A 25,583-nucleotide genomic window follows, 5' to 3' on the forward strand; every position below is an offset into this window, starting at 1 on the left:
ATTTTTTTATGATCAATCCATGAACCGAATTCTTCCCGGCAGAACAGTGCCTTTGTTTTTTATGTACCTAGTGTGCTTTGTATTTGAAGGTTACGCACAACAATCCTTTGACGCGAAACGTATTGAGATAATTACATCAGCAGTCATTAAAAAAGGCTATCCCGCATGTGTACGGTTGTGGGGATTTGATACTGTTAAGAAAGTACAAAACAGCGCGCAGTTTACCGGAGTTGTGGTAACAGCCGAAGGCCATATTCTTACTGCTGCTCATGCGATCATACCGGGGAAAACTTATCTGGTTAATTTCCCTGACGGAAGAACCGCAATAGCGGAAGGAAAGGGAAGAATTGCTGCTGAAAGTCAGGGTAGACCTGATGTAGCTATGGTAAAAATAGTAACAAAAGGGGCATGGCCATTTGCAGAGATCGGATGGTCTTCCTCATCGAAATTAAACAGTATGTGTGTGAGTATTGCCTATCCTACGACACTCAACCAAAAATTACCCTCAGTAAGGTTTGGTCGGATTAGCCGATTGCCTGATGTATGGGGATTTATGGTTTCTACCTGTATAATGGAACCTGGAGATTCCGGAGGTCCGTTGTTTGATGAGCTGGGACGCGTAATTGGTCTTCATAGCCGTATTGATGTAAATGAAAAAATAAACTATGAGGTTCCTGTGGATCTTTACAGGAAATATTGGACGGCTTTAAATGTAGCTGAGGATTATAAAACTTTGCCTTCAAAAGAAGATGATCTGGGATCCGATCCTCAGCAAGCTGCTATTAATCACATTACTGAACTGGAAAATTTAGAAGCACAGTTTGGCAAATCAGCATTTAATTTCAATGGCAGCTGTTTACGGATTAGCAGTGAGCTAAATGGAAAACCCCAACAGGTATATGGAACAGTGCTTTCAGGGAGTATAAAGGCATCAAATACTCAATTTAAATCCGGAACTCTTTTAGTAAGTAAAAGCTCACTGATAGGAGAGCATGCCGTTGTTGATCTCGGTACTGGCAGGAACCTTACACTGACCGTTGTTTCCAGGGATAAAGAAAATGATTTGATCCTTCTGTATGTTGCTGCCAGGTTAAAGTCCGCGATCAGTTTGAAAGCTTTGGCGGATACTCCTTCCATTAAGTTCAGTGAAGTTGGTAAATTCCTTTTATCTGCCATGCCTGGACAAAACAATCGACTTAGTGTATTGGGGAGTACTTGCTTTGGTCAGGATAAAAAGTTCAGTTCCGGATATTTTGGTGCTTCGGCTACTTTCATAAATAAGCAAATTCTATTGACGCGTATTGCGCCAGGGAGTCCGGCGGAAAAAGCTGGATTGATGTTGCAGGATCAGGTTACGGGAATTAATGGCGTACCTATATCGCTTCCTCCAGAATATGGCAAGGAGATTATGAAATATGAACCGGGTGATACCATCAATATCCAGGGGGTAAGAGGCGGCGCTCCTTACAATTTATCGGTAAACCTTGGCTTATTGCCTGTGACAGGAAATCATCCAGCGGATCATTTTGTAGGTGGAAAAAGCAAGAGAAGAGATGGCTTTAGATCTGTATTTACACATGATGCAATGCTTAAGCCAGAAGAATGTGGCGGACCTGTTTTTGATTTGACTGGTAAATTTTACGGCATAAATATCGCAAGATTCAGTAGAACATCCTGCTTGGCAATACCAACTCTTGTGATATATCAGTTTGTGCTTAGCAGTTTGTGAAAAACAAAACTTGATATATCCTAAAATTTATTTATCATTGGATAATTTTCGAGTATTTTTATACCGGAAATAAAGCGGATGATAGATTATAACAGGCTTACAGATCAGCAGTTAATGACGCTTTTAAAAGAAAGCGACAGCAATGCCTATGCCCAATTGTATGATCGTTATTTTCAGTTACTTTTTGTTTATGCCTATAAACGCTTAAGAGATGAGGCGGAAGCAAAAGATGTAATACAGGATTTCTTTACGGTACTTTGGGTAAAACGTGACACCCTGAATTTCAATTCTGCTATCTCTGCTTACTTTTTTACTGCTATTAACAACAGGATCATTGATTTTTTTCTGCATAGGAAGGTTGCCGATAAGTATATTGGTTCTATCTCGATGCCAACTGAAAGGGAAGAAGCCACAACAGATCATTTAGTGAGAGAAAAACAACTTATGGCTTATATTGAGATGGAGATACAGGCTTTGCCATCAAAAATGAGGAAAATCTTTGAGTTGAGCCGAAAATCTAATTATACATATAAGGAAATTGCTGGTGAATTGTCGATCTCCGAGAAAACCGTTCATCGCCAGATGTCGAATGCTTTAATACGCCTCAGGACGAAACTCGGCCTATTCACCTTCCTTATTTTCCTTACCAAGTTTTAATTTAAAATATTTTCTTTTTTTTCTGCACGTATTGGGGGGACTTCCCCGTCATACCTTTAATTATGGAAATTATCCGCTTTAGGTATGTCAGAACAAGAACGAGAATTACTTATAAAATACAATGCCGGCAAATGTACCGAAGCTGAAAAAGCTGCGGTAGAAAAATGGTTGTTTGAACTTAATAGTACAGCCGTCAATTTATCAGGGGATAAAATTGCGACTATAAAGGCTGAAGTTCTTAGCCAGTTACCGGGCCCGGTAGCAAAAGTAAGAAAGTTGAGCGCTTGGCTACCCATTGCTGCGGCAGTTACATTATTTGCTTTTGGTGCAGGTTGGTTTTACTTTTCTAATTTGTCTGTTAATAAATTGATGAATAATGACAAGCGAAGTGCTTACCTGAATGATGTTGCTCCCGGTAGAAATTCGGCGACCCTTACGTTGGCGGATGGAAAGAAGATCGTTTTATCTGATGCAGGTAGTGGAGAACTGGTAAATGAATCAGGGGTGGTGATTTCTAAAACTGCTGAAGGAGAGATTATTTATAACGTTGCCTCAGGCGCTGGCTCTGAAAAAGGAACTGAAAGGGACAGACCAAGCTCAGGAGTAGGTAATACGGCTTACAATACACTTGCAACTACGAATGGAGAAACTTTCCGCGTTCGCTTACCAGATGGTTCTTTGGTGGTTCTGAATGCCGCTTCTAGTTTAACCTACCCTACCCATCTAAATCAGGATCAGGAACGACGGGTTAAGCTTTATGGCGAAGCTTATTTTGAGGTTGCAAAAGTAATGGTTAAACAAAAGGGACCAGGAAGTAAAGAATCGGTAATAAGGAAGCCATTCATAGTATCAACAGATAAGCAACAGGTAGAGGTGCTGGGAACGCATTTCAATATTAACAGTTATGCTGATGAATTAAATACAAAAACAACTTTATTGGAAGGTTCCGTGAAGGTTGCATCTTTGGATGCTGGGCGCCATTCGTCAATTTTAAAACCTGGACAGCAGGCTGTGAGCAGGGCCGAAATGTTTTTGATCACGGAGGTGAACATTGCACAGGCTGTAGCCTGGAAAAATGGAACCTTTGATTTTGACAATGAGGATATCCAGAGTGTCATGCGTAAAATTTCAAGATGGTATAATGTAGAGGTGGAATTTGAGGGAAGCGTTTCGAAAGAGAGATTTAATGGTGCGCTCTCGCGCCAGAAGAATATCAGTCAGATGTTGAAAATGTTGGAATCAACTGGAGTAGTTCATTTTAAAATAGAAGGAAGGAGGGTTATCGTTATCAATAATTAAGCAAACAGATAATCCTTTGTAAGTCAGGAAACCGACGCCAATCGGAATCCTGACTAAAGCCTGGATTGTTAATATATTAAAAACAAATTAACTAACTGCGCTTACCTGACCCATCTTGCAAAATGAAAAGGTAAAATCGCCTAACCAAACTTATCAAATGTACAATTTTTACTTAAAGAAAATGGTGCAGCCACCAGACTGTATCACAAGAATTCTGCTGATTATGAGGTTTACCCTACTAATTCTAATCACTGCTATTTTACAGGTTAGCGCAAGTTCTTTTGCGCAGAAAATAACCTTGTCTGAAAAAAATGCTCCTTTGAGGAAGGTTTTTGATCAGATCAGATCGCAAAGCGGCTACGACTTCTTATTTACTTCCACGATACTTAGGGACGCTAAGCGTGTAAGTATTGACATGAAGGATGCTGAAATAGACGTTGTTCTCCGAAAAATATTTGAAGGGCAGCCATTGAAGTATACCATCGATGAAAAAACCGTGCTGATCAAAGCAAAAGACAAAAACTTTCTTGACAACCTGATCGCAGGATTTCAGGCGATTGACGTAAAAGGAAAGATCTTAACGGAAACGGGGAATAACTTAGTTGGCGCCTCCATTACCGTTAAAGGAACGAATAGAGTGGTGAGAACAAATGAAAAAGGGGAGTTTACCATTACCAATGTAGATGAAAACGCAACACTTGTCATTACTTATATGGGCTATGAAACCAGGGAAGTGAAAGTGGAGAAAACAATAAGTGTGGTCCTGAAAATTGACATAAGTGCTTTAAGTGAAGTAGTGGTGGTAGGTTATGGTACGCAAAAGAAATCATCTTTATCGGGCGCTGTTTCTTCCATAAAAGGTGAGGAATTGTTAAAGGGCCCCTCGACAAATGTATCCAGTTTATTAGGAGGACGGCTTCCGGGGATATCTTCGGTGCAGGAATCTGGTGAACCAGGTGTTGATCAGGCTTCGTTGAGGATACGCGGTTCTAATTATGCGGTTACTTATATAGTAGATGGAATGCCACGCTCTATCAATGATTTAGATCCGAATGATATAGAAAGTATATCCGTATTAAAAGACGGTGCGGCTGCTTCGGTTTATGGGTTGAAAGCTGCCGGAGGGGTAATTATTGTAACCACCAAAAAAGGAATTGCTGGAAAACCAACCTTAAATTACAGTGGATCTGCCGGCGTATCGTTAAACGCTAATTTTCCTAAGTTTATGGATGGCCCGCAGTTCGCACATTATTACAACATGGCCGACATGATGGATAAGCTGGCCAATGGAACCATTAAAAATAGGAATGAGTACACGCCGATTTTCCTAAAGGCTGATGTAGATGCCATGCTAAACGGGGATCCTAATGATGGCTGGGACAATGTAAACTATATCGATGAGGTTTTTGGTACGGGGCGCAATACAAAGCACAATCTTTCTGTACAAGGTGGGAGTGACAATACGAATTATTTTGTATCGCTTGGCTATATGGGCAATAAAGGAAATATCAAGAATTTTGAATACGACCGTTATAACCTACGTAGTAACATCACCACAAAAGTAGCGCAAAATCTTAATTTGGAATTTGGTGTAGCAGGTAGTACAGGATACAGGCAAACACCAGGTTTTCTCTCAGGAGGTACAGACAGCAGTCCGGATTTAGGTGAACAAGGATGGTTTTCTATCGCTAAACAAACCATCGGAATGCACCCCTATCTGCCAATAAAGTATAACGGCCTCTATACAGGTGTTACGCCAAGAAATAATTCAGGTGCGCCGAATAGTCCGCTTGCAGCTATCAATGAATCAGGTTACAAGAAAACGAGTGCCGTAGATTTACAGACCAATCTGTCGTTACAATACAATGTGCCCTGGGTAAAAGGTTTAAGCCTTAAAGCCGCCGGATCTTATGATTACAGTACATCGCACAATAAAAACCTGGATACCTACTATTCCGTAAATTCGGTAAGGTTAACAGATGCAACCAGCAAATTGGGTTTTAATAAGATGCTGGATCCGAGAGGCAGGTCGTTCAATTTCCTGGGCGAAGGTCAATCCCAAAGTAAACAATTGGTTGGTCAGGGTAGTTTGAGTTACAAAAATACTTTCGCTGAACATAATGTAGACCTCTTGGCTTTGGTGGAGATCCGCAACAATAAGTCAAACTCTTTATCGGCCTATGCTAAAGATGTCGCCTTTCCGGAATTACCTGAACTTGGTCTTAACACACCCGCGGACAGTCCGATTGGCGGAGGTAGTGCTGGATCAAGAAGTCTGGGTTATGTATTTCGTTTAAAATATGATTATAAGGAGAAATACCTTGCTGAATTTACAGGAAGATATGACGGTTCTTATAAGTTTGCTGGTAATGCTGAAGGTAAAAGATGGGGTTTTTTCCCTTCTGCTTCATTAGCCTGGAGAGTGTCTAAAGAAGATTTTATGGATAACCAGACCACCATTGATGATTTAAAACTCCGTGCTTCGGCAGGTTTGCTGGGTAGTGATGGTGTGCCTGAGTATTCATTTTTAAGTACTTATTCTTTTGGTAGCAAACTGCCAGTAAATGGTGCTTTACAAAACTCACTTTATACGAGTGTCATCGCTAACCCTAACCTTTCCTGGGAAAAGACACTTTCGTATAATGTGGGGGTTGATATGACCATGTGGAAAGGTTTGCTGGGAATCGAGTTTGATGCATTTTATACGTATACCTACGATATCCTTACCGGAATGTCGGCCGGATACCCACCATCAATGGGTGGCTATTATTTCTCCTATGAAAACTTTAGCGCAACAGATGCTAGAGGTTTTGAGTTGTTGTTGAAACATAGCAATAGCTTTAACCTGGGCGGTAAGGCATTTAAATATCGTATTTCTCCTAATGTTACTTTTGCCAGAAACCGCTGGGTTAAATATCCTGATAGTGAAAATGCACCGGAAATTCAAAAGGTTACCGGAAAGAGAACAGGAATTGTCTCGGGATGGATTGCGGATGGACTTTTCCGTTCGGAAGAAGAAATTGACAATTCAGCCTGGTATGGAAGCCGCCCGAATATGGGTGATGTGAAATACAGAGACCTGAACGGTGATGGAAAAATTGATTACCAGGACCGGGGATTGATTGGCAGGCCAAACAGACCTGAACTGACTTATGGTCTGAATCTGGCTGCCGAGTGGAACGGCTTCGATATCAATGCACAATTGACTGGAGGAATGTTCTTTGACGTATCCTTAACGGGTACATATTATAACTATTACGATGACAATACCATTTGGACACAAACATTTAAAGAGGGTGCAAACTCTCCGTTGTTCCTGGTAGAGAATGCCTATAGCGTTGATAATCCTAACGGAACATTTCCAAGAATGACGCTAAGTTCTACTACACATGGCGGTGATAATGGCTTAGCCTCAACGTTCTGGTTCAGAGATGGTAAATACATCCGTTTAAAGTCAGCACAGATCGGCTATTCAATACCAAAAAAGATTATGGATAAAATGGGACTGGGTACATTGCGCTTTTTTGTAGAAGGCGCTAACATTTTTACAATATCGGGATTACCAAAAGGTGTTGATCCGGAGTCGCCAGGTGTGAATAATGGATATTATCCACAGCAGAGAATATTTATGGGCGGTGCAACACTGTCTTTTTAAACCTTAAATTTTGATTCAAATGAAAAAATATATATTCAAAGCCGCCCTGATTGGCATGGTTGCTTTAAGTTTTTCGGCTTGTAAAAAGTACCTGGATATGACGCCAACTACCGCCGCTTCTGATAAGCTGGTATGGAGTAAAGTTGAATATGCGGAGCTGGCCATCAACAGCTTTTATCACGACCTGAATTATTTTAGTAATTTCAGCACGGGCCAAAGTATCGCTGGTATGACGGATGGTTTTACGGATGCGTTTAAATACTCATCGATGACCTATAATGCCAATATGTACATCCCGAATGAGATCGCGTATGGTGGTAGTGTACTCACCCCAAATTACGCTGCGGTTTATCTGGGCAACTGGTCTACTGTTTACGAGCAGGTACGACGTGTAAATGAAGCCTTATCAAACCTTAGAAAGTATGGTACGTTTACCGAAGCTGAGACCAGCCGTTTGGAGGCTGAAATCAGATTTTTCCGCGCGCAGCTCTACTTTGATCTGGTAAAACGTTATAAAGAGGTCATCATTTATACCGAAGACCTCTCTAAGATCCAGAAAAATACAGCACTTAGCACAGAAGCCCAGGGCTGGGATTTTGTACAGGCCGATTTGAACTTTGCCGCCGAACATTTGGTTAATAATAAGAACCCTAACGGTCGGGTAACCAGTGGTGCTGCTTACGCGCTGTTGTCAAGAGCAATGCTGTATGCCGAACGCTGGGAAGCCGCCAAGATCGCAGGCGCAAAAGTTTTGGAAATGGGCTATGAGTTAACCCCTGGCTACGCCGATGCGTTTAAGACAGGAAGTACCGAAGCCATTCTGCAGTATAGCTATAACAAAGCTTCATTTACCCATAGTTTTGACGCAACCTATGCACCCGGTGGTGATAGAAAAGGAGTCGGAGCAATGGGTACACCTACCCAGGAGATGGTGGAATCTTATGAGCTGAAAACAGTTGGCGGATTTCCTGACTGGAGTGCCTGGCACAGTACATCCGGAACTACTGATGAACCTCCGTATGTAGATTTGGAACCCCGTTTTCAGGCTAGTGTTTTATACAATGGCGCATCCTGGAAGGGGCGTAAAATTGAGCCTTTTATTGATGGAACAGATGGCTGGGCGAGTTGGAAAGACGATGCGGTGCCGGCAGGACGCACGGTTACAGGATATTTTTTAAGGAAAATGCTGGATGAGAATATTGACCTGAGCAAGGATGGATCTACACAACCCTGGACGGCATTTCGTTTGGGAGAGGTATTGCTTAACTACGCGGAGGCTTGTTACCGTTCCAATGCATCTTCGGAGGCTAATGCTGCTATCCGTAAGATAAGGGCGAGGGTAGGACTCCCGTACAGGGATAAAAGCGGAACCGAGCTGATGGCTGCGATTATGCAGGAAAGAAAGGTGGAACTGGCTTTTGAAGGATACTATTATTGGGATATGAAACGATGGAAACTGGCGGAGCGTGCATTTACCGGGAAACGCGTGCATGGGCTTAAGATTGAAAAAGAAGGAAGTGCATTTAAGTATACCTATGTAGACTGTGATAAACAGGACCGTAATTTTCCGGCAAAGATGTACCGCATTCCATTACCAACTTCAGAAATCACAAATAACACTGCAGTGAAACAATTTCCTGAGTGGAATTAATTGCATTAATAAGGAATATAAATATGAGAAAGCACATATTAAATATAATTATAGCGGCTGTGGTTATCCTTGCATCCTGTAAAAAAGCAGTGTATGTACAGCCTACAAATGATAGTAAAGGCATTAGTAGCCTGGTGGCCAAATTTGCTACGGGCGATCTGAAAGAAATGGAGGCGGTTAAGTTTGATATCACAGGAGCGGAAACAGATCAATTTGTGATCCCCATTCCATGGTTTTTTCCAGAGGATAGCAACCATGAAACTACGCCTTATATGAGCGCGATGAAGATTGAAGCGAACCTGGCAAACAATTACAAAATTGAACCTAAGCTGGGTATCCTTGATTTGACCAAAGAGAACTTCTTTACTTTTACAGATCCATTGGGCAATCAAAAGCGTATTTCCATTAGAGGTGAGCGTACCAAATCTAAAAAATCCAGCATCACGTTCTTCTCTATAGAATCGGTAGGGGTAACGGGTTTGATTGACCAGGATAAGAAAACAATTTCTTTGATTACTGTCGAAGATCTGTCTGCTGTAGATGTAGAGGTAGCCGTGTCTGCGCATGCTACTTTAGACCGTTCTTTGAATGGTGTTAATCTGAACGAACCTACACAACTTACCGTGATTGCACATGATGGCATAACTAAAACAACCTATTCCATTATGAAAACTGCTCCTGCTAAAATCACCTATGGTTTTAGAAGTGGTTCGGAAAATTTAAGTTTCAATCTTAACCTGAGTACATTAGGGTATACAGATGGCAAAAAGCCAAGTTTAGCGGCTTCAGGAAACTTCCTGGTGGTTTCCACCGCGAATGGACAGGCGCCTAAATACTACAATAGAAGTACAGGTAAGTATGTCGGTATCATGAATTTGGGTGCTGCGAAAGGTGACGGAACTGTTGCCAGTGATGGTGCCGGAAATATTCTTGTGGCCGACTATACAAATGTAGGTGAGAGCCTAAAAATATACAAGACGAATTCGACTACTACTGCTCCTCAATCTTTCCTGAGCTGGACCAATACATCAGGTTTACCTCTGGGAAGCAAAATCTCCGTTCATGGTGATCTGAATGGCAAAGCGATCATTATCGCTACATGCGATGGTACTACCGCTTCCGGCTCGAATAAGTTTGTGCGTTGGGTGGTTACAAATGGCGTTCCTGGAAGTGCTGAGGTGATAGCTGCCGGAGGTATTCCTTTCTGGGGAGCAGATGTAAATGGTACCAAAGTTACTTCCAGAGGTGCAAATGTTGCTGATGGTACTTTCGTAGGGTTTTATGATGGTGGTATAAATAACCTTTATTATCTGGACGGAAACAACACCAAAGCCTTGAGCCTGGCCGATCAGACTTCTGGTAGCGGATGGGGTATTAACAATAGTTTAGCAGATGCAAAAGAGTTCAACAACGCGAAATACCTTGCTTTCTACTGCCCTAGTCATTTCCCTGGATGGGGCATCTCATCCGAATTATACATTTACGATGTTTCTTCAATGGGGAACTTTAAAGGCAATGTAGATAAAACCGATGCATTGGTATTCTCGGCAAAATATGGTGCTGTAGGAAATGCGGTTTCAGCAAGTGGTGATGTGTTAATTGCCCCGAGTGCTGACGGCTATAAAATGCAGGTCTTTACGATTGATTTTAATGCGGGCAACCTGGCTTGTTACGAATTTAATTGTGTAGATGTAAAATAAAATTGTGTGGCTTCGAACTAATCTGAAGCCCCTTTCATTAAAAGATTTAAAACTAACCGAATATGAATAGGAAGAATTTCTTAATAGCCACAGCTGGTCTGGGCTTATTTGGGCTCGCCTCATCCTGTAAAAAAGATACTGCCGCAATAGACTGGATCTGGGATAAAAAAAATATTCCGGATCAAGCTGCAAAACCAAGGTATATCTGGATTGATGCTGCGGCCAATTTCCCAGATTATGCGAATAGTAAGGAAAATATCAAAAGAGACCTGGGGAAATTGGCAGATGCCGGTATTACAGATGTCGTAGTTGATGTACGGCCTAGCATGGGTGATGTGCTGTTTAACTCCAGCCAGGTACAACAGGTAAAAAAGCTGGATGTTTGGTCCTCAGGATCATATGGCTTTTTAGAACGTACGGCAACATGGGATTACCTGCAGGCATTTATTGATGAAGGGCATGCGGTAGGCCTCAAAATTCATGCAGCGATCAATACCTTTGTCGCTGGTAATAATTATGCTTACGGTTTAGGCCAGCAGGGGATGCTCTTCAGAGAAGGGACGAAAAAGGATTGGGCAACGACTTTGAATCTTCCGGGCGGATTGGTAAATGTAATGGACATCACTACAGCTCAGGACCCAAACAACAGTTATGGAACTAAATTTATCAATCCTGCGAATGATGAGGTGCAACAATATATGCTCAATATCATAGGGGACCTGGCAAAGTATAACATTGACGGTCTGTTTTTAGACCGTTGCAGGTATAATGATTTTGTATGTGATTTCTCCGCAGTAACAAAACAGAAATTTGAGCAATACATTGGCGAAACGGTTACAAATTTTCCATATGATATCATTGTTCCCGGAACACCATCATACCCCTTGCCGGCTACCATGCCTAAGCATTTTAAAAAATGGATGGAATTTAGGGTAAAGACCATACATGACTTTATGGTTAAAGCCAGGGAGCGTGTTAAATCGGTAAATGACAAAATCCAGTTCGGGGTATATGTGGGCGGTTGGTACTCTACTTACTATGATGTTGGCGTGAACTGGGCCAGTCCGAAATACGATACCGCACAGTTTTACCCTACATGGGCCAGTTCGGCGTATAAAGATTTTGGTTATGCGGATCATATGGATTTTATATTAATTGGAGCCTATGCACCTACAGACCGGATCTATGGTTCTGGGGAATGGACGGTTGAAGGTTTCTGTAAAAATGCGAAAACGCTAATGCAAGGTGATACGAAGGTTGCCGGTGGACCTGATGTTGGCAATGGATCGGGTTGGGAAAATGGCGGGATGGATGCCGCTGTCACCAAAACTGTAGATGCTGCAATTAATGCGGGTGATGGCTATTTCATTTTCGACATGATACATGTGAAGCGATACAATTACTTCGCAGCCATAAAAGCAGGGGTTGATAATTATCTGAAGAGTATTAAAAAGTAAGCAAATTTAGTAATGAATAAAATAACTAATCTTTTGATCATAGCACTGCTGGTCTGCAGCTTTATACAAGTGGAAGCGAAGGTTAAACTGAATGCTGTTTTCGGAAATCATATGGTTTTGCAACAGCAGGCGCAGGTTACCTTCAAAGGTAGCGCCAGTGCAAATAAGCGGGTGAGGGTGACTGTAGGCTGGGATGCAAAGAAATACACTGGCGTAGCTGACGCCTCGGGGCATTTTGAAATCACCATACCGACGCCTGTATCTGTTGCAAAACCATATGAGATTAGTTTTAATGATGGTGAGGAGCTGGTGTTGAAAAATATCCTTATTGGTGAGGTTTGGTTTTGTTCAGGACAATCGAATATGGAAATGCCGGTAAAGGGGTTCCGTGGGCAACCGGTTTTCGGTACATTAAAACACATTGTAACGGCTAATCCTGGTCGGAAAATCAGATTGTATACCGTAAGGCGAGCCTGGAGTACTACCCCGCTTGACGACGGGGTAGTGGGGGACTGGAAAGAGCTTTCCGCTAAAGATGTAGCTGAGTTTTCTGCGACAGCTTATTTTTTTGGAGACATGCTGGAGCAGTCGTTGGGCGCAGCCATTGGCTTAATCAACTGTTCATGGAGCATGTCTAAAATTGAAACATGGATGGATAAAGGCAGCCTGGAGAAGATAGGAGGCATAAAATTTCCGGATGTAAATCAAAAAGAATTTGAATGGGCTGCGGGTACACCAACCCTTTTATGGAACGCGATGGTAAAGCCCTGGAAAGGATTTCCAATCGGTGGGGTGATCTGGTACCAGGGAGAGGCCAATGTGGTTAATCCGGCCTTGTACAAAGAATTGTTTTCAGCAATGGTCCAGCAATGGAGAACATTTTTCAATGCTCCGAAAATGCCATTTTATTATGTTCAGCTTGCACCTTGGCAATCAGGAGGTAAAGACTTGCTCGACTGGGCCTATTTCAGACAGGCGCAATTGGAACTGATGAGCGAAATACCAGACGTAGGAATGGCAATAACCGCTGATTTAGGCAGTGCGGGTTTTATCCATCCGCCCCATAAAATTGAAGTAGGGCAACGACTGGCTTATTGGGCATTGGCAAAAACTTACGGCAAAGAAGGCTTTCAGTTTTCTGGTCCGGTATTTAAATCTGCTCAGTTGAAAGAAGGGGTAGTGGAATTGGTTTTTGACTTCGGAAAAGATGGGCTAAATCCTGAGAATGAAAAAATAACAGGATTTGAAATCGCCGGTAAAGATGGGGTTTTTGTGACAGCTGAGGCTTTAATTTTAAATGGTTCAGATCGGGTTAAAGTATGGTGTGGGCAGGTTAAAGAGCCCGTGGAAGTACGATACTGTTTTAGGAACTATATGTTAGGCAATTTAGTTAATAATGCCGGCCTGCCAGCTGCTCCTTTTCGAGCTACATTGAGTAATTTTCCTAGCCAGTGATTTTAATCCGGGTACGATGCTTGTTTCCTTGATGCCGACTTTACAAAAAGCCACCCTTTTTGTAAGAAACGTAAAAGTACTGAGCATCATACCCGGGTTAAATTATATTTTACAGGCTGCTAAAGCATGCTCGGCTTGTAGTAGTTGTTGTTGCATTTCGGAAATTGCGATATTGCTTTGCTTTTTCAGCTCAGGGATTAGTCCTTGGTAATAGGCTATACCTTGCTGAAGCTGCTCTCTAAATTTTGTAAAGTACCTTTCTTTTTTTACACTAAGCTCGTCGAGCTGTACGGCAATGTCTTTTTTCAGATAATCTATGTATAGGTTGAGTTCGTTAATGAAAAGGTTGGGGCGGCTTACAGATTCTAATAAATTTGTTTTTCCGTAAATATGCTGTATCATTTCTTTTAAGCTGTATTTTCCCGAAAAGTAAGCAAGGTTGGGGCCTGGACAAATACTTACAGCCCTATTTTCTTTCGGTTTTAGTATCCCGTTTTTCAGATATGCCGATGAACAAAGACCTTCACAAAGACATATTTTTTCTGTAATGGTAGTAAATTGTCGCTTATGATTTTCCTCTGATAAATTCTGCTCAGCAAGTTGCTTAAGTTTTAAGCTCTGGTATTCTCTGGATGCCGTACAGATAGGCAGTGACGTAAATTCGGTATTTGTACACAGAAATTTCTTGGTGCAGGGACTACCGGGTCTACCTTTTGCTATCCGTTCCTGTCGCTGTTGTTCTATACTGCTTTTTTTGAAATTGTTAAAAAGTACGCCCAAGGGTGATGAATTGCTCAGGTAATAGTCAGTATGATCGGCATTTATCAAGTCCATTAGCGTGTTGTCATCTACATTTGTAGCTTCAGGTACCAATAAAAAAGGGCTCCCCCAGCCGGCCGCATCCAGTTGATAATAGTTGATTAAAAACCGGTGCTCTTCAGCTGTGCCGATTCCTCCCTGTGCGGTAATACGTTGCAAAGGAGTGGATAGAACTGAAAATCCTTTTCCGATTAATGCTTCGGAGTAGATCTTGTACAATTCAGCTGTAAGGTCAGCACGTCTCTCTTTAAACTCCTCCAGTATGGGGCCTAGTAAAAAACCTTCAGTAGCAAAAGCATGGCCACCGCAGTTTAATCCTGATTCAACTCTAAATTCCGATACCCACAATCCTTTTTTTGCCAGCATTTTTGCTTGTATCATTGCTGAGCGGAAGTCGCTGACCTTGAGTATGATATTTTTATGCAAAACACCTGAGCTATTGGGGTAGAAGTCTACACACTTTTCTATATAAGCATATAATCTCGGATTTAACCCAGCTGAAATAATAACAGATGCCTTAAGGTTACTATTAGCAAAACCACGCATGGCGGCAAGCGCATCGGTATGGTCGTCTCCCAAATATTCATCCTTTAAACCGTAGTTTGCTTTATCAACCTTCGACATGATGTTTACATCAATACTCCCAGGTTTTAGCTTGCTTTTTAAAGCCTCAAGTGCTAATGACTTTTCCTGTACATTTTTCATTTTTAGCACTTCTATATACCTGGTCTTAAGTGCAGATGAATCAGGAAGGAGCTCGAAATATTTATCAAGCGCAGTTCCCGGTTCTGCAGGTTCATTTAATAAACTTTCAAACTGCTCATTAACAAGTTTATGCAATAAGTTCAAATATGCTGTAATCCTTACCGCACGGCTATCTGTCACTTTTTTCTCAATAGGGAGATATTTTTCATTGTTCTTTTCCGAATGGAATTTTCGCATACGTTCAGTAAGTTCATCATCAACAATGGAAACAACGGAAGAAATCCCATATTTAGCGACTTTTAATGGGGTGTCTATTGAATAGCCCAGGCCCAGCACTGGAATATGAAAGGTATGGTTCATGAAATTTATGTAAGATTTAGACCACAAAGTAGCGTACTATTTTTAGCTTAAAATATGATATGAGTCACTTTTTAATATGATTTAGGTGACAAGTGGGGGATTGATAAAATTCATATATTTGTGAAAAGAACAATATGGAGCAAGTCAGGTTATTAGAGGCGATTATAGAAACTGCCATTGATGGTATAATTACTATTGACAGGCGGGGAAACATTGAAAGCCTTAATCCTGCTGCGCTTAAACTTTTTGGTTATACCTTGGAAGACGTAAAAGGCAGAAACATTAAGATGTTGATGCCTGAACCAGATCAAAGTGGGCATGATGGCTATTTAAGTAGGTATCAGACGACTGGGGAAAAACGTATTATCGGTAAGGGTCGGGAAGTGCGTGGTTTAAGAAAGGATGGTAGCACGTTTCCTTTTCGACTTGCTGTGAGTGAAGTTCAGTATGACGACCGCATCATTTACACAGGTTTTATCCATGATCTCTCCAAAGAAAAAGAAGCTGAAGAACGCTTACGAGAATATGCCGCCGAATTGGAAGAATTGGTAGAAGAACGTACAAAATCTTTAAGAAAAACGGTTAGAGCTTTAAGCGAGGCTAAAGAAGAAGTGAGTTTGTCTTTAGAGAAGGAAAAGGAACTTAACCAGATGAAAAGCAGGTTTGTGTCTATGGCTTCACATGAATTCAGAACACCGTTAAGTTCCGTTCAACTTTCTTCTTCATTAATTGAGAAATATGCCCAGCCATACGATAATAAAAATATCAGCAAGCACGTTGGGAAGATTAAAAATGCGGTAGGTAACTTAACTACAATTTTAAATGACTTCTTATCACTGGAAAGATTGGAAGCTGGAATAGTTGAACCTACTTTTGCTCCATTTGATTTGGTAAGGCTATCCGAAGAAGTGACAGAAGAAATGCAAATGATTGCTAAGCAGGAACAGCATATCATTTATCAGCACACGGGTTTGGAAAGTATGGCAAGATTAGATCAGAATTTGATCAGGAATTGTATGATCAACCTGATCTCTAATTCTATTAAATACTCTGGTGAACATACATTTATTGAGTTCAATACAGAAATAAATGACGAACAATACATCATCACTATAAAGGACAATGGAATTGGGATTCCTGATAGTGATCAAAAGCATTTGTTTCAGCCTTTTTTTAGGGCTAATAATACAGGAAACATTCCGGGTACAGGGCTTGGATTAAATATTGTGTTGCGATATGCCACTTTAATGAATGGATCACTCCATTTTGAAAGCGTGATTAATAAAGAGACTACTTTTAAACTTTCTTTCAATAAATAAATGAAGAAGACAAGGATACTGGTTATAGAAGATAACGAAGATATTAGAGAAAGTACTGCTGAAATATTAGAACTCGCAAATTATGAGGTATTGCAAGCCCATAATGGAAAAATAGGAGTTGAAATAGCTAATGCACATTTTCCTGACTTGATACTTTGTGATATCATGATGCCAGAACTGGATGGTTATGGTGTTTTGTATCTTTTAAATAAAAACCCTAAAACTGTAGCAATACCATTTATTTTCCTTACCGCAAAAGCAGAGAGATTTGATATGCGGAAAGGGATGGAAATGGGGGCAGATGATTACCTGACTAAACCTTTTGATGATGTAGAATTACTGAATGCTATTGAAAGTAGATTAAACAAGAAGGATAAGCAAGAGATTTTTTATAGTCAGTCCTTGGATAAGCTTAATCATCTGATTAGTAATACCTCTGGTTTAGCCGAATTGGATAAAATGATTGCGGACCGCAAGGTACGAATCATTAAAAAAGGCCAGGTGATTTATTATGAGGGAGATGATGTTGTAGGCATTTACCTCGTGTTGGCTGGAAAGGTAAAGACGGTGAAGATGAGCATAGACGGGCGGGAGTTTTTGACAGGTATCTATTCAATGGATGAATATTTTGGAATCCCTTCACTAATTAGTCATGAGCCATATAGCGAATCTGCTGAAGCGTTGGAGGATGCTACGGTATGCTTGTTGCCTAAAGATATGGTTGAGGAACTACTTAATAAATATCCAGATGTAACTAGACAGTTTATCCACATGCTTTCTAATAATTTGCTGGAAAGAGAAGAGCAATTATTGCAACTCGCTTACCATTCGGTTAGAAAACGTATGGCAGATGTGTTGGTTAGATTATGTAAACAAGAAAAGGTTGGTGCTGAACTGCAGCTAAAAATATCAAGAGATAACCTGGCTGCCATGGCAGGTATGGCTACGGAAACAGTGAGCAGGATACTTAGTGACTTCAGAGATGAAGGTATTTTGGACAAGAAAGGTAACCAGATTGTGGTATTGGATGCCCTACGATTACAAAATATGAAAAACTGACGAATATCATTTTTTATGCTGACAGACGTCATTCCTTGAAAGTTGATGTTGCGCTAAATTTGATTATTAATAATCAATTTGAATGAAAGTAGTCGCTTACAGCATAAAAATATTTGAGAAAGAACCCCTGGCAATTGCCAATCGTAAGAAGCATGAAATTACCCTGATTTCTAATGTGCTAAGTACTGACACCGTAAGTTATGCTACAGGAAAGGAAGCTGTGATTGTATTTGAAGACGATGATGTTTCGGCCGATGTAATCAATAAACTGGCTGATATGGGAGTGAAATACATTGCAACCCGATCTACTTCTTCGGATCATATTGACCGGACAACCGCAACAGCGAGAGCTATAAGAATTGCAAATGTTCCCTCAATAGCTTTAGCAGGTGTTACAGAGGCTGAATTACCTATGGTACTTGCTGAAGAAACTATTTTAAATCTGGACAAATGGCAACAGAAAAAATGCCTTGGCTTAGCCTGTGTTTGTTCAAGATCTTGCGATAAAATAAATCATTCTTCTTTAGATAACCACAATTCTCATTCTCATGAACACACCCACGCTGACTGAAAAGTATCACGTAGCTGCACCACGCTATACCAGCTATCCAACGGTTCCTTATTGGGACGAGGCCAATTTTGATACTAATAAATGGAGTAAAGCAGTAGTTAATGCATTTAATGAAAGTAATCTTGAAGAGGGGATTAGCTTATATGTCCACTTGCCTTTTTGTGAGGATCTGTGTACTTATTGTGGCTGTAATACACGGATTACCAAAAATCACAGCGTAGAAAAGCCTTATATTGATGCTCTACTTAAAGAATGGCAGCTTTATCTTGGGCTTTTTAAAAGCAAACCGCTAATCAAAGAATTACATCTTGGTGGTGGTACGCCAACATTTTTCAGTCCTCGCAATCTTGACTTCTTAATTAGAGGTTTATTAGAAGGTGCACAATTGCATAAAGATGCTGAGTTTAGCTTTGAAGCCCATCCGGGAAATACAACCGAGGCACATCTTTTTACACTAAGTAGATTAGGGTTTAAAAGATTAAGTCTAGGTATTCAAGATTTTGATCCTATAGTTCAATTGGCCATCAATAGGGTGCAAACAGTTGAACAGGTTAATGATATTACTCAATTAGCACGTCAAAATGGTTATCACTCTGTTAATTATGATTTGATTTATGGATTGCCAAACCAAACGCTTTCTGGACTATCTGAGACTATAGGAGAGGTGTTAAGATTGAGGCCCGATCGTATTGCTTTTTATAGCTATGCCCATGTGCCATGGATTAAACCCGGACAGCGTAGATATACTGAAGATGATCTTCCTTCATCAGAGTCTAAACAAGAATTGTATAACATAGGTAGGGAACTCCTGAAAGAAGGTGGATATGTTGATATTGGTATGGATCACTTTTCCTTGACTACGGATAGCCTTTACGAAGCAGAGCAGACTGGTACCTTGCACCGTAACTTTATGGGCTATACGCACCAATACAGCAAATTGATGATTGGTTTAGGTGTTTCCTCAATTAGCGATACCTGGAATGCATTTGCACAAAATGTAAAAACAGTAGAAAACTACATGGAAATGGTAAATAATGGTGAGTTTCCTGCACTTAAAGGTCATATCTTAAATGAAACGGATTTATTGATCCGTAAGCATATTCTAAACATCATGTGCAAAGGACGTACCTCTTGGACTGCCTTAGACCTTGAAAATGAAGCTTTTGCTATGGGCTTGACTCGGATGCGCTGGCTTGCTCAGGACGGATTAGTGTTTTTGTCTGCGAATGAGTTACAGGTGACGCCTTTTGGTAAACGATTTCTACGAAATATATGTATGGCACTAGATGTGCGTTTATGGGAAAAACAACCCGAAACACAGCAGTTTAGTCTAGCTGATTAATGATTTTTTTTAATGCTTCAGTTTTTTTAATACCTCTAAATTTACACTCCCCGCAAATTTAGTGTTCTCAAATTCCTTATCTTACTGGCTGGTCCCTGACCAGCTGGTTTGATTTTAAGGCTTTCTAAACCTTCATCCTAATTGACTTTTTGTTTATTTACAAATGCTGGAGCCTGTTTCTGAATTGGCAGGACTTAAATAGGGGATGTCTAGCGTTAAGCCTCTAAATATGAACCATATGCCAATGAAAAGCATCATATAGGGAAATATACGATTAATTCTTCGTCTAAGCATTGTTCCGGTAAAGCCTACGCCAAGAGTAGCAATAAACATCAAAGGGAGCGTGCCCATTCCAAACCAAAACATATAAGTAACGGAGCCCTGAACGCTTTCTGTATTTAATGCGCCGGCGAGAGCAAGGTATACAAAACCACAAGGTAAAAATCCATTGATAAAACCTATAATCAGGTGATTGGCTTTATGTTTTAAAGCATAGTTAAACATGCGGTTAAATGGGCTGAGTATAAAAGATGGATTATTTTTTAAAAAACTTAGCTTAAATAACCTGGAGCATGCAGCCATAACAATTAGAACACCACTTACAATGCTGATACCTTGTTGAAAGCCGGCCAGCCAAATTTGTTTGCCTATTAATCCTATTACAACTCCCAATATACAGTAAGCGACAACACGGCCGAGTTGGTAGATCAATTTGTCTGCCACCAGAAAGAACCAACCTTGCTTTAAAGATGGAACAGCAAATGCCAGGGGGCCACACATGCCAATGCAATGCACACTCCCTAGCAATCCAATCATAAAAGCAAGCTTTTCTGCGTTCATGGAATAATGACCTCCTGCTCATTCAAATAAGCTTTTTCAGTGCTCATCCAGGATATGATCAATCGCCATTGTCCCTTTTCTATTCCTTTCAAAGGTATCTTAACCTCGTTGGCTGAATCTGTTTGTATGGACATCTTTTTATCCATTTTTTGATCTGCATTTCTAACCAGTTTAATATCTCCTTTCGCCTTATTTTTAAACAGCAGGACGATATAGTCGCGCGTAATATTTATGGAAGGTGCTGCATTGTCTGATTTTACTTGCTCTTTGCGGCTATAGTCTTTATCATAGTCTAAACCTTTTTGATAATAATCCGTATCCACCAGCGCATCGGTTTTGCTGTTAATCATTAATACGGCGAGTACAATAATAAAACTCATAAAGCAAAGCATTCCAATTACTAATTTTGTTCCCCAATTCATTTTTTAATTGTTAGGTGGTGCAATAAATGTCGTTTCAAAGTGGTCTACAATTTTGTCATCGGCTACTAGCTTAAAGCCAATTTCTGATTTGTAAGTGTTGATCTCATTTTGTGGAAGTATAACAAAGAAGGTAAGCTTAGCCGCTCCGCCATAGGCAATAGAATCCGGTTTTTGGATATATTGAATCTTAGCTTTCGGATTATTGGGCACAATTTCAAATTTGATATTTCTGTTTGTCTTGTTGATCAATTCTGCATTGTATAAGTTGCTTACTGTTTTGTCTTTGTCTCTTAATTGATATAGCGTCCCTCCAGCTCTTAAAATGGTTGTTTTTACGTCGCTTCGAGTTATCAATAAATACGACAGTACACTAATCAGGATAATTAAAACGGCTGAGTAGGCATAAATACGTTTGTTGATATGAAACGATTGTTTTGTTTTGATTTCGTCTTCTGATTTGAAGCCTATAAGCCTTGTTGGACGATCAATTTTTTCCATTACCATGTCACAGGCATCAATACAAGCTGTACAGTTTACACATTCCATTTGTGTACCATTACGGATATCGATACCGGTAGGGCAGACATCTACGCATAGTTTGCAATCGATGCAATCTCCAGCATGATTTTCTACGCCTTTAACGCGTTTTGCTCTCGGTTCACCACGTTCATAATCGTAAGCCACGATGATACTTTGGTTATCCAATAGAACCCCTTGTAAGCGTCCGTATGGACAAACTACTGTACATACGAGTTCACGTACCCTGGAAAAGACTAGATAAAACACAAACGTGAAGACAGAAATGGAGAGGAATCCGGATAGATGCATAGAGATCGGTTCTGTGATAATCTTTTTTAGTGCATCAGTTCCAATAATGTAGGCTAGAAAAATATTAGCGATTAGAAAGGATAAGCAAAGATAAATGCCATGCTTTAACGTCTTTTTGAAGATCTTTTGGCCAGTCAAAGGGCCATCGTCCAGCTTTTTCCTTTTTAGGTGATCTCCTTCAATCCAGATTTCAATTTTGCGGAAAACCATTTCCAGGAATATGGTCTGTGGACAAGCCCAGCCACAAAATACCCTGCCAAATACAACCGTAAACAATACAACGAAGACTATAAACGTGAGCAAGGCTAAGACAAACAGGTAAAAATCTTGAGGCCAGAAAACGATTCCAAAGAAGACGAATTTTCTTTCCAAAACATTTAAGAGTACCAGTTGTTCGCCATTCAATCTGATAAATGGAGCTGCAAATAATAGGGCTAGAAAGAAATAGCTAAGTACAGAGCGATATTTGTACAGCGTTCCTTTTACAATCCTTGGATAAATCCATTTGCGGCTTTTCCCATCATCCGTAAGGGTTGAAATCTGGTCTCTAAAATGTTTTGGACTTTGCGACATATTATTCTTTTTTACCTTGAGGGGCTTTTGCTCCTGGAGGGTTACTTCCTTTTATTGACATAATGTAACTGGCAATGTCAGAGATTTGCTTTGAATTCATAGATTTCTCCCATGCAATCATTCCTTTTTCTGGAACGCCATATTTAATGGTTTTGAAGATGTCTTTTATAGTTCCGCCATGCAACCAGTAATCATCAGTTAAGTTTGGTCCAACTATGCCTTCACCATGTTCACCGTGACAAGGTGAACATACGTTTTTAAATAAGGCTCCTCCAGCCTGTAATACAGCTTTATCTGTTGAGACCTCAACATTGTTCTCGTTGATTTTATTAGCGCCACCACCGCCTGGTTTTTGTAGTAGGGCAATGCGGTCTTCTTCTGCTTGCTGCAGTTCTGCTGCATATTCTTGCTCCTGTGATTTGCCCCAGCCTATGACGTGATAGTTAATCATGTAACCTGCTGCAAATATTATCGTACCATAAAAGAGTACCATAAACCAGGCAGGCGTTGGGTTGTCGAGTTCGGCAATGCCATCAAACTTATGCTCCATAACCAGGTCTTTCTCTTCAGAAAGGGGTCTAAGGCCCAATAACCAAGTCCATAACGACTTTTTCTCTGGTTGTTCTGCTTCCAGTTGTTCCTGTGCAATACGATGCTTTTCTCTTTCTTCTTCAGTAGCGAAGTAGGTAGGGTTTAGGCTCTGCTGAACATAGATTTTGAGTGTTTTCAAAACCAATAATGCAGCGATTAATATACTTACTGCAACAAACAGTAAGGCCCAGATTAAAATATCATTCATTGTACATCATCTTTTAAAGGGAGTTCGCTCATATATTTAACTTCTTCTTTTTTCATCGTGAGCAATAATATGGCCACCAATATGAAAAATAGCATAAAAATGCCAAGTGAAGTGAGTAGGTACACTTGGTTTCCAGTGGCTTGATCTAAAAATTGTTTAAACATGGTGTTGTAGGTTAGAGATGTTACTGTGCTTTAATATCAGTTCCTAATCGCTGTAAATAAGCGATCAATGCAATGATCTCTTTGTCGCTTTTTACTTTTACATTGTTCTTTTGCAGATCTTCAGCTATTCCTTTAGCCTGCATGTCCAGATCGCGGTTTGCTTTATGCTCATAACCTTCGGGATAAGGGACACCAAGTGTACGCATTGCGTTGATTTTGCTGCGGGTAGTCGTGGTGTCTAAGGTTTGCGTAATCAGCCATTCATATGGCGGCATAATACTACCTGGCGACATGGTCTGCGGATCTAGCAAGTGGTTAAAGTGCCATACATTACCATACTTACCGCCTTCACGCGCTAAATCAGGCCCTGTTCGTTTTGATCCCCATAAGTGTGGATGATCATATACAAACTCGCCGGCCTTACTGTATTCACCATATCTTTCTGTTTCAGAACGGAATGGGCGAATCATTTGAGAGTGGCAGTTTACACAGCCCTCTTTGATATAAACGTCGCGACCTTGTAGTTCTAATGGGGTATATGGTTTTACACTACCGATAGTAGGGATATTAGATTTGATGGTAAACGTTGGCATCATTTCAATTACTCCACCAATAAGGATAACGATTAAAGAAAGCACTAGGAACACCATTGGTTTACGCTCCAGCATACGGTGTAATTTTTTATCAGAACCTTGTGCTATGTATTCTTCTGGTAATGGCACAGCTTCTGCTGGTTCATCAGCTAGCAATTTACCTGTGCGTACAGTTTTAATCAGGTTGTAAGTCATCACAATCACACCGGTCAGGTACAATGCGCCACCAATTGCTCTCAATACATACATTGGAAGAATTTGTATCACTGTCTCCAGGAAGTTAGGATACCTCAACATACCTTCTTCTGTAAATTCTTTCCACATTAAGCCCTGCGTAAAGCCGGCAAAGTAAAGTGGAACGGCATAGAAAATAATCCCTAACGTACCTATCCAGAAGTGGAAGGAAGCTAGTTTTTTGGAGTATAAAGATGTTCTGTAAATTCTAGGTATCAACCAATACAAAATACCGAAGGTAAGGAAACCATTCCATCCAAGTGCACCTACGTGTACGTGTGCTACGATCCAGTCGGTATAGTGGGCAATGGCATTAATTTGTTTTAATGCCAACATTGGTCCTTCAAAAGTAGCCATACCATAAGCCGTAATACCCACTACCATAAATTTTAGGGTAGCGTCTTCACGGACTTTGTCCCATGCACCACGAAGCGTAAGTAAGCCGTTGATCATACCGCCCCAGCTTGGTGCAATTAACATAATTGAAAAGGCTACACCTAGGGATTGTGCCCAGCTAGGAAGCGAGGTGTATAACAAATGGTGAGGACCTGCCCAGATATAAATGAAAATGAGCGACCAGAAGTGTAGGATACTCAGTTTATAAGAATAAATTGGTCTTTGAGCCATTTTAGGCAAGAAGTAATACATCATCCCTAAGTATGGTGTGGTTAAGAAAAATGCAACCGCATTGTGGCCGTACCACCATTGTACCAATGCGTCTTGAACGCCAGCATATAAGTAATAGCTTTTAAAAGCAGATATAGGTAATTGAACAGAATTTACAATGTGCAGTACTGCAACAGTTACAAAGGTGGCAATGTAAAACCAGATGGCTACATACATGTGCTTTTCTCTTCGCTTGATGATAGTGCCAAACATGTTTACACCAAATACAACCCATACTATAGTGATGGCAATATCAATTGGCCATTCCAGCTCGGCATATTCATGCGAGGAGCTTAGGCCTAAAGGAAGGGTTATCACAGCAGCAACAATAATCAGCTGCCAGCCCCAGAAATGTATTTTACTCAATGCATCACTAAACATGCGGGCTTTAAGGAGGCGTTGTAAAGAATAATAAACGCCCATAAAGATGGCATTACCCACAAATGCGAAAATGACCGCATTAGTGTGCAGTGGTCTGATCCGTCCGAAAGTAGTGTACTGTGAGCCCATATTTAGTGCGGGCTTAAAGAGTTGCATGGCAATGAGCAATCCAACCGTCATGCCTATAATACCCCATACTATGGTGGCTATGGCAAAGTTTCTGACGATCTTATTGTCGTAGTAGAATTTTTCTGTCATGTGAAATTAATGAAAGGTTTGTGGATGTAAAATTACCCTGGTATCTG

18 protein-coding genes are annotated in these 25,583 nt (G+C 40.6%); 12 read left to right on the plus strand and 6 right to left on the minus strand.

The features are described from left to right. Positions 1 to 19: 19 nt before the first annotated feature. The 8 genes from BLS35_RS18775 to BLS35_RS18810 all read left to right on the plus strand — a co-directional run bounded on the left by BLS35_RS18775 (position 20) and on the right by BLS35_RS18810 (position 13,603). A complete protein-coding gene (locus BLS35_RS18775) occupies positions 20 to 1,729 on the plus strand; it encodes a S1 family peptidase (protein WP_090784037.1) in 1,710 nt (569 codons plus the stop codon). Positions 1,730 to 1,807: 78 nt separating this feature from the next. After that, a complete protein-coding gene (locus tag BLS35_RS18780; RefSeq protein ID WP_090784039.1) occupies positions 1,808 to 2,386 on the plus strand; it encodes an RNA polymerase sigma-70 factor in 579 nt (192 codons plus the stop codon). An 84-nt stretch (positions 2,387 to 2,470) separates the two neighbouring features. Continuing rightward, on the plus strand, positions 2,471 to 3,685 hold the full coding sequence (locus BLS35_RS18785; protein ID WP_090784041.1) for a FecR family protein: 1,215 nt from the start codon (positions 2,471 to 2,473) through the stop codon (positions 3,683 to 3,685). 157 nt (positions 3,686 to 3,842) lie between these two features. Continuing rightward, a complete protein-coding gene (locus BLS35_RS18790; protein ID WP_139205889.1) occupies positions 3,843 to 7,340 on the plus strand; it encodes a TonB-dependent receptor in 3,498 nt (1,165 codons plus the stop codon). 19 nt (positions 7,341 to 7,359) lie between these two features. Further along, a complete protein-coding gene (locus BLS35_RS18795; protein WP_090784043.1) occupies positions 7,360 to 8,991 on the plus strand; it encodes a RagB/SusD family nutrient uptake outer membrane protein in 1,632 nt (543 codons plus the stop codon). 23 nt (positions 8,992 to 9,014) lie between these two features. Continuing rightward, the gene (locus BLS35_RS18800; RefSeq protein WP_090784045.1) at positions 9,015 to 10,691 is read left to right on the plus strand and encodes a DUF5018 domain-containing protein; all 1,677 of its coding nucleotides are present in this window, start codon (positions 9,015 to 9,017) and stop codon (positions 10,689 to 10,691) included. Between the two features lie 62 nt (positions 10,692 to 10,753). Further along, complete coding sequence (locus BLS35_RS18805; RefSeq protein ID WP_090784047.1) at positions 10,754 to 12,148, plus strand: alpha amylase family protein; 1,395 nt, start codon at positions 10,754 to 10,756, stop codon at positions 12,146 to 12,148. 12 nt (positions 12,149 to 12,160) lie between these two features. Next, entirely contained in the window at positions 12,161 to 13,603 is a 1,443-nt protein-coding gene (locus BLS35_RS18810; RefSeq protein ID WP_090784048.1) for a sialate O-acetylesterase, read from the plus strand. 102 nt (positions 13,604 to 13,705) lie between these two features. On the opposite strand, the gene BLS35_RS18815 is transcribed toward BLS35_RS18810, so the two are convergent. Beyond that, positions 13,706 to 15,487, minus strand: coding sequence for a hypothetical protein (locus tag BLS35_RS18815; RefSeq protein ID WP_090784050.1), 1,782 nt, complete (start codon positions 15,485 to 15,487; stop codon positions 13,706 to 13,708). A 134-nt stretch (positions 15,488 to 15,621) separates the two neighbouring features. Here BLS35_RS18815 and BLS35_RS18820 point away from each other — a divergent pair, with 134 nt between their 5' ends. From BLS35_RS18820 to hemN, 4 genes are all read left to right on the plus strand, one after another. Beyond that, positions 15,622 to 16,806 (plus strand): PAS domain-containing sensor histidine kinase, encoded by a 1,185-nt coding sequence (locus tag BLS35_RS18820; RefSeq protein ID WP_090784052.1) that lies wholly within the window; start codon positions 15,622 to 15,624, stop codon positions 16,804 to 16,806. Beyond that, positions 16,807 to 17,865: a response regulator gene (locus BLS35_RS18825; protein WP_090784054.1), complete on the plus strand. Its 1,059-nt coding sequence runs from the start codon at positions 16,807 to 16,809 to the stop codon at positions 17,863 to 17,865. Between the two features lie 82 nt (positions 17,866 to 17,947). Then, complete coding sequence (locus BLS35_RS18830) at positions 17,948 to 18,436, plus strand: Rossmann-fold NAD(P)-binding domain-containing protein (protein ID WP_090784056.1); 489 nt, start codon at positions 17,948 to 17,950, stop codon at positions 18,434 to 18,436. Then, a complete protein-coding gene (gene hemN / locus BLS35_RS18835) occupies positions 18,414 to 19,778 on the plus strand; it encodes an oxygen-independent coproporphyrinogen III oxidase (RefSeq protein ID WP_090784058.1) in 1,365 nt (454 codons plus the stop codon). Before BLS35_RS18830 ends, hemN begins: the two co-directional genes overlap by 23 nt. Positions 19,779 to 19,931: 153 nt before the next feature. Here the strand turns inward: hemN and BLS35_RS18840 are convergent, their stop codons facing one another. The 5 genes from BLS35_RS18840 to ccoN form a co-directional block, all read right to left on the minus strand. Next, entirely contained in the window at positions 19,932 to 20,618 is a 687-nt protein-coding gene (locus tag BLS35_RS18840) for a sulfite exporter TauE/SafE family protein (protein WP_090784062.1), read from the minus strand. Then, the gene (locus BLS35_RS18845) at positions 20,615 to 21,040 is read right to left on the minus strand and encodes a FixH family protein (RefSeq protein ID WP_090784064.1); all 426 of its coding nucleotides are present in this window, start codon (positions 21,038 to 21,040) and stop codon (positions 20,615 to 20,617) included. The genes BLS35_RS18840 and BLS35_RS18845 overlap by 4 nt, the downstream gene beginning before the upstream one ends. Positions 21,041 to 21,043: 3 nt before the next feature. Beyond that, on the minus strand, positions 21,044 to 22,441 hold the full coding sequence (gene ccoG, locus BLS35_RS18850) for a cytochrome c oxidase accessory protein CcoG (protein WP_090784067.1): 1,398 nt from the start codon (positions 22,439 to 22,441) through the stop codon (positions 21,044 to 21,046). A gap of 1 nt (position 22,442) precedes the next feature. Then, positions 22,443 to 23,240, minus strand: a complete 798-nt coding sequence (locus tag BLS35_RS18855) for a cbb3-type cytochrome c oxidase N-terminal domain-containing protein (protein ID WP_090784069.1) — start codon at positions 23,238 to 23,240, stop codon at positions 22,443 to 22,445. A gap of 184 nt (positions 23,241 to 23,424) precedes the next feature. After that, positions 23,425 to 25,536: a cytochrome-c oxidase, cbb3-type subunit I gene (gene ccoN, locus BLS35_RS18860; RefSeq protein ID WP_090784072.1), complete on the minus strand. Its 2,112-nt coding sequence runs from the start codon at positions 25,534 to 25,536 to the stop codon at positions 23,425 to 23,427. Positions 25,537 to 25,583 lie beyond the last annotated feature (47 nt).

Origin of the sequence: Pedobacter sp. ok626, from assembly GCF_900100435.1 — a bacterium.
Lineage (GTDB): Bacteria > Bacteroidota > Bacteroidia > Sphingobacteriales > Sphingobacteriaceae > Pedobacter.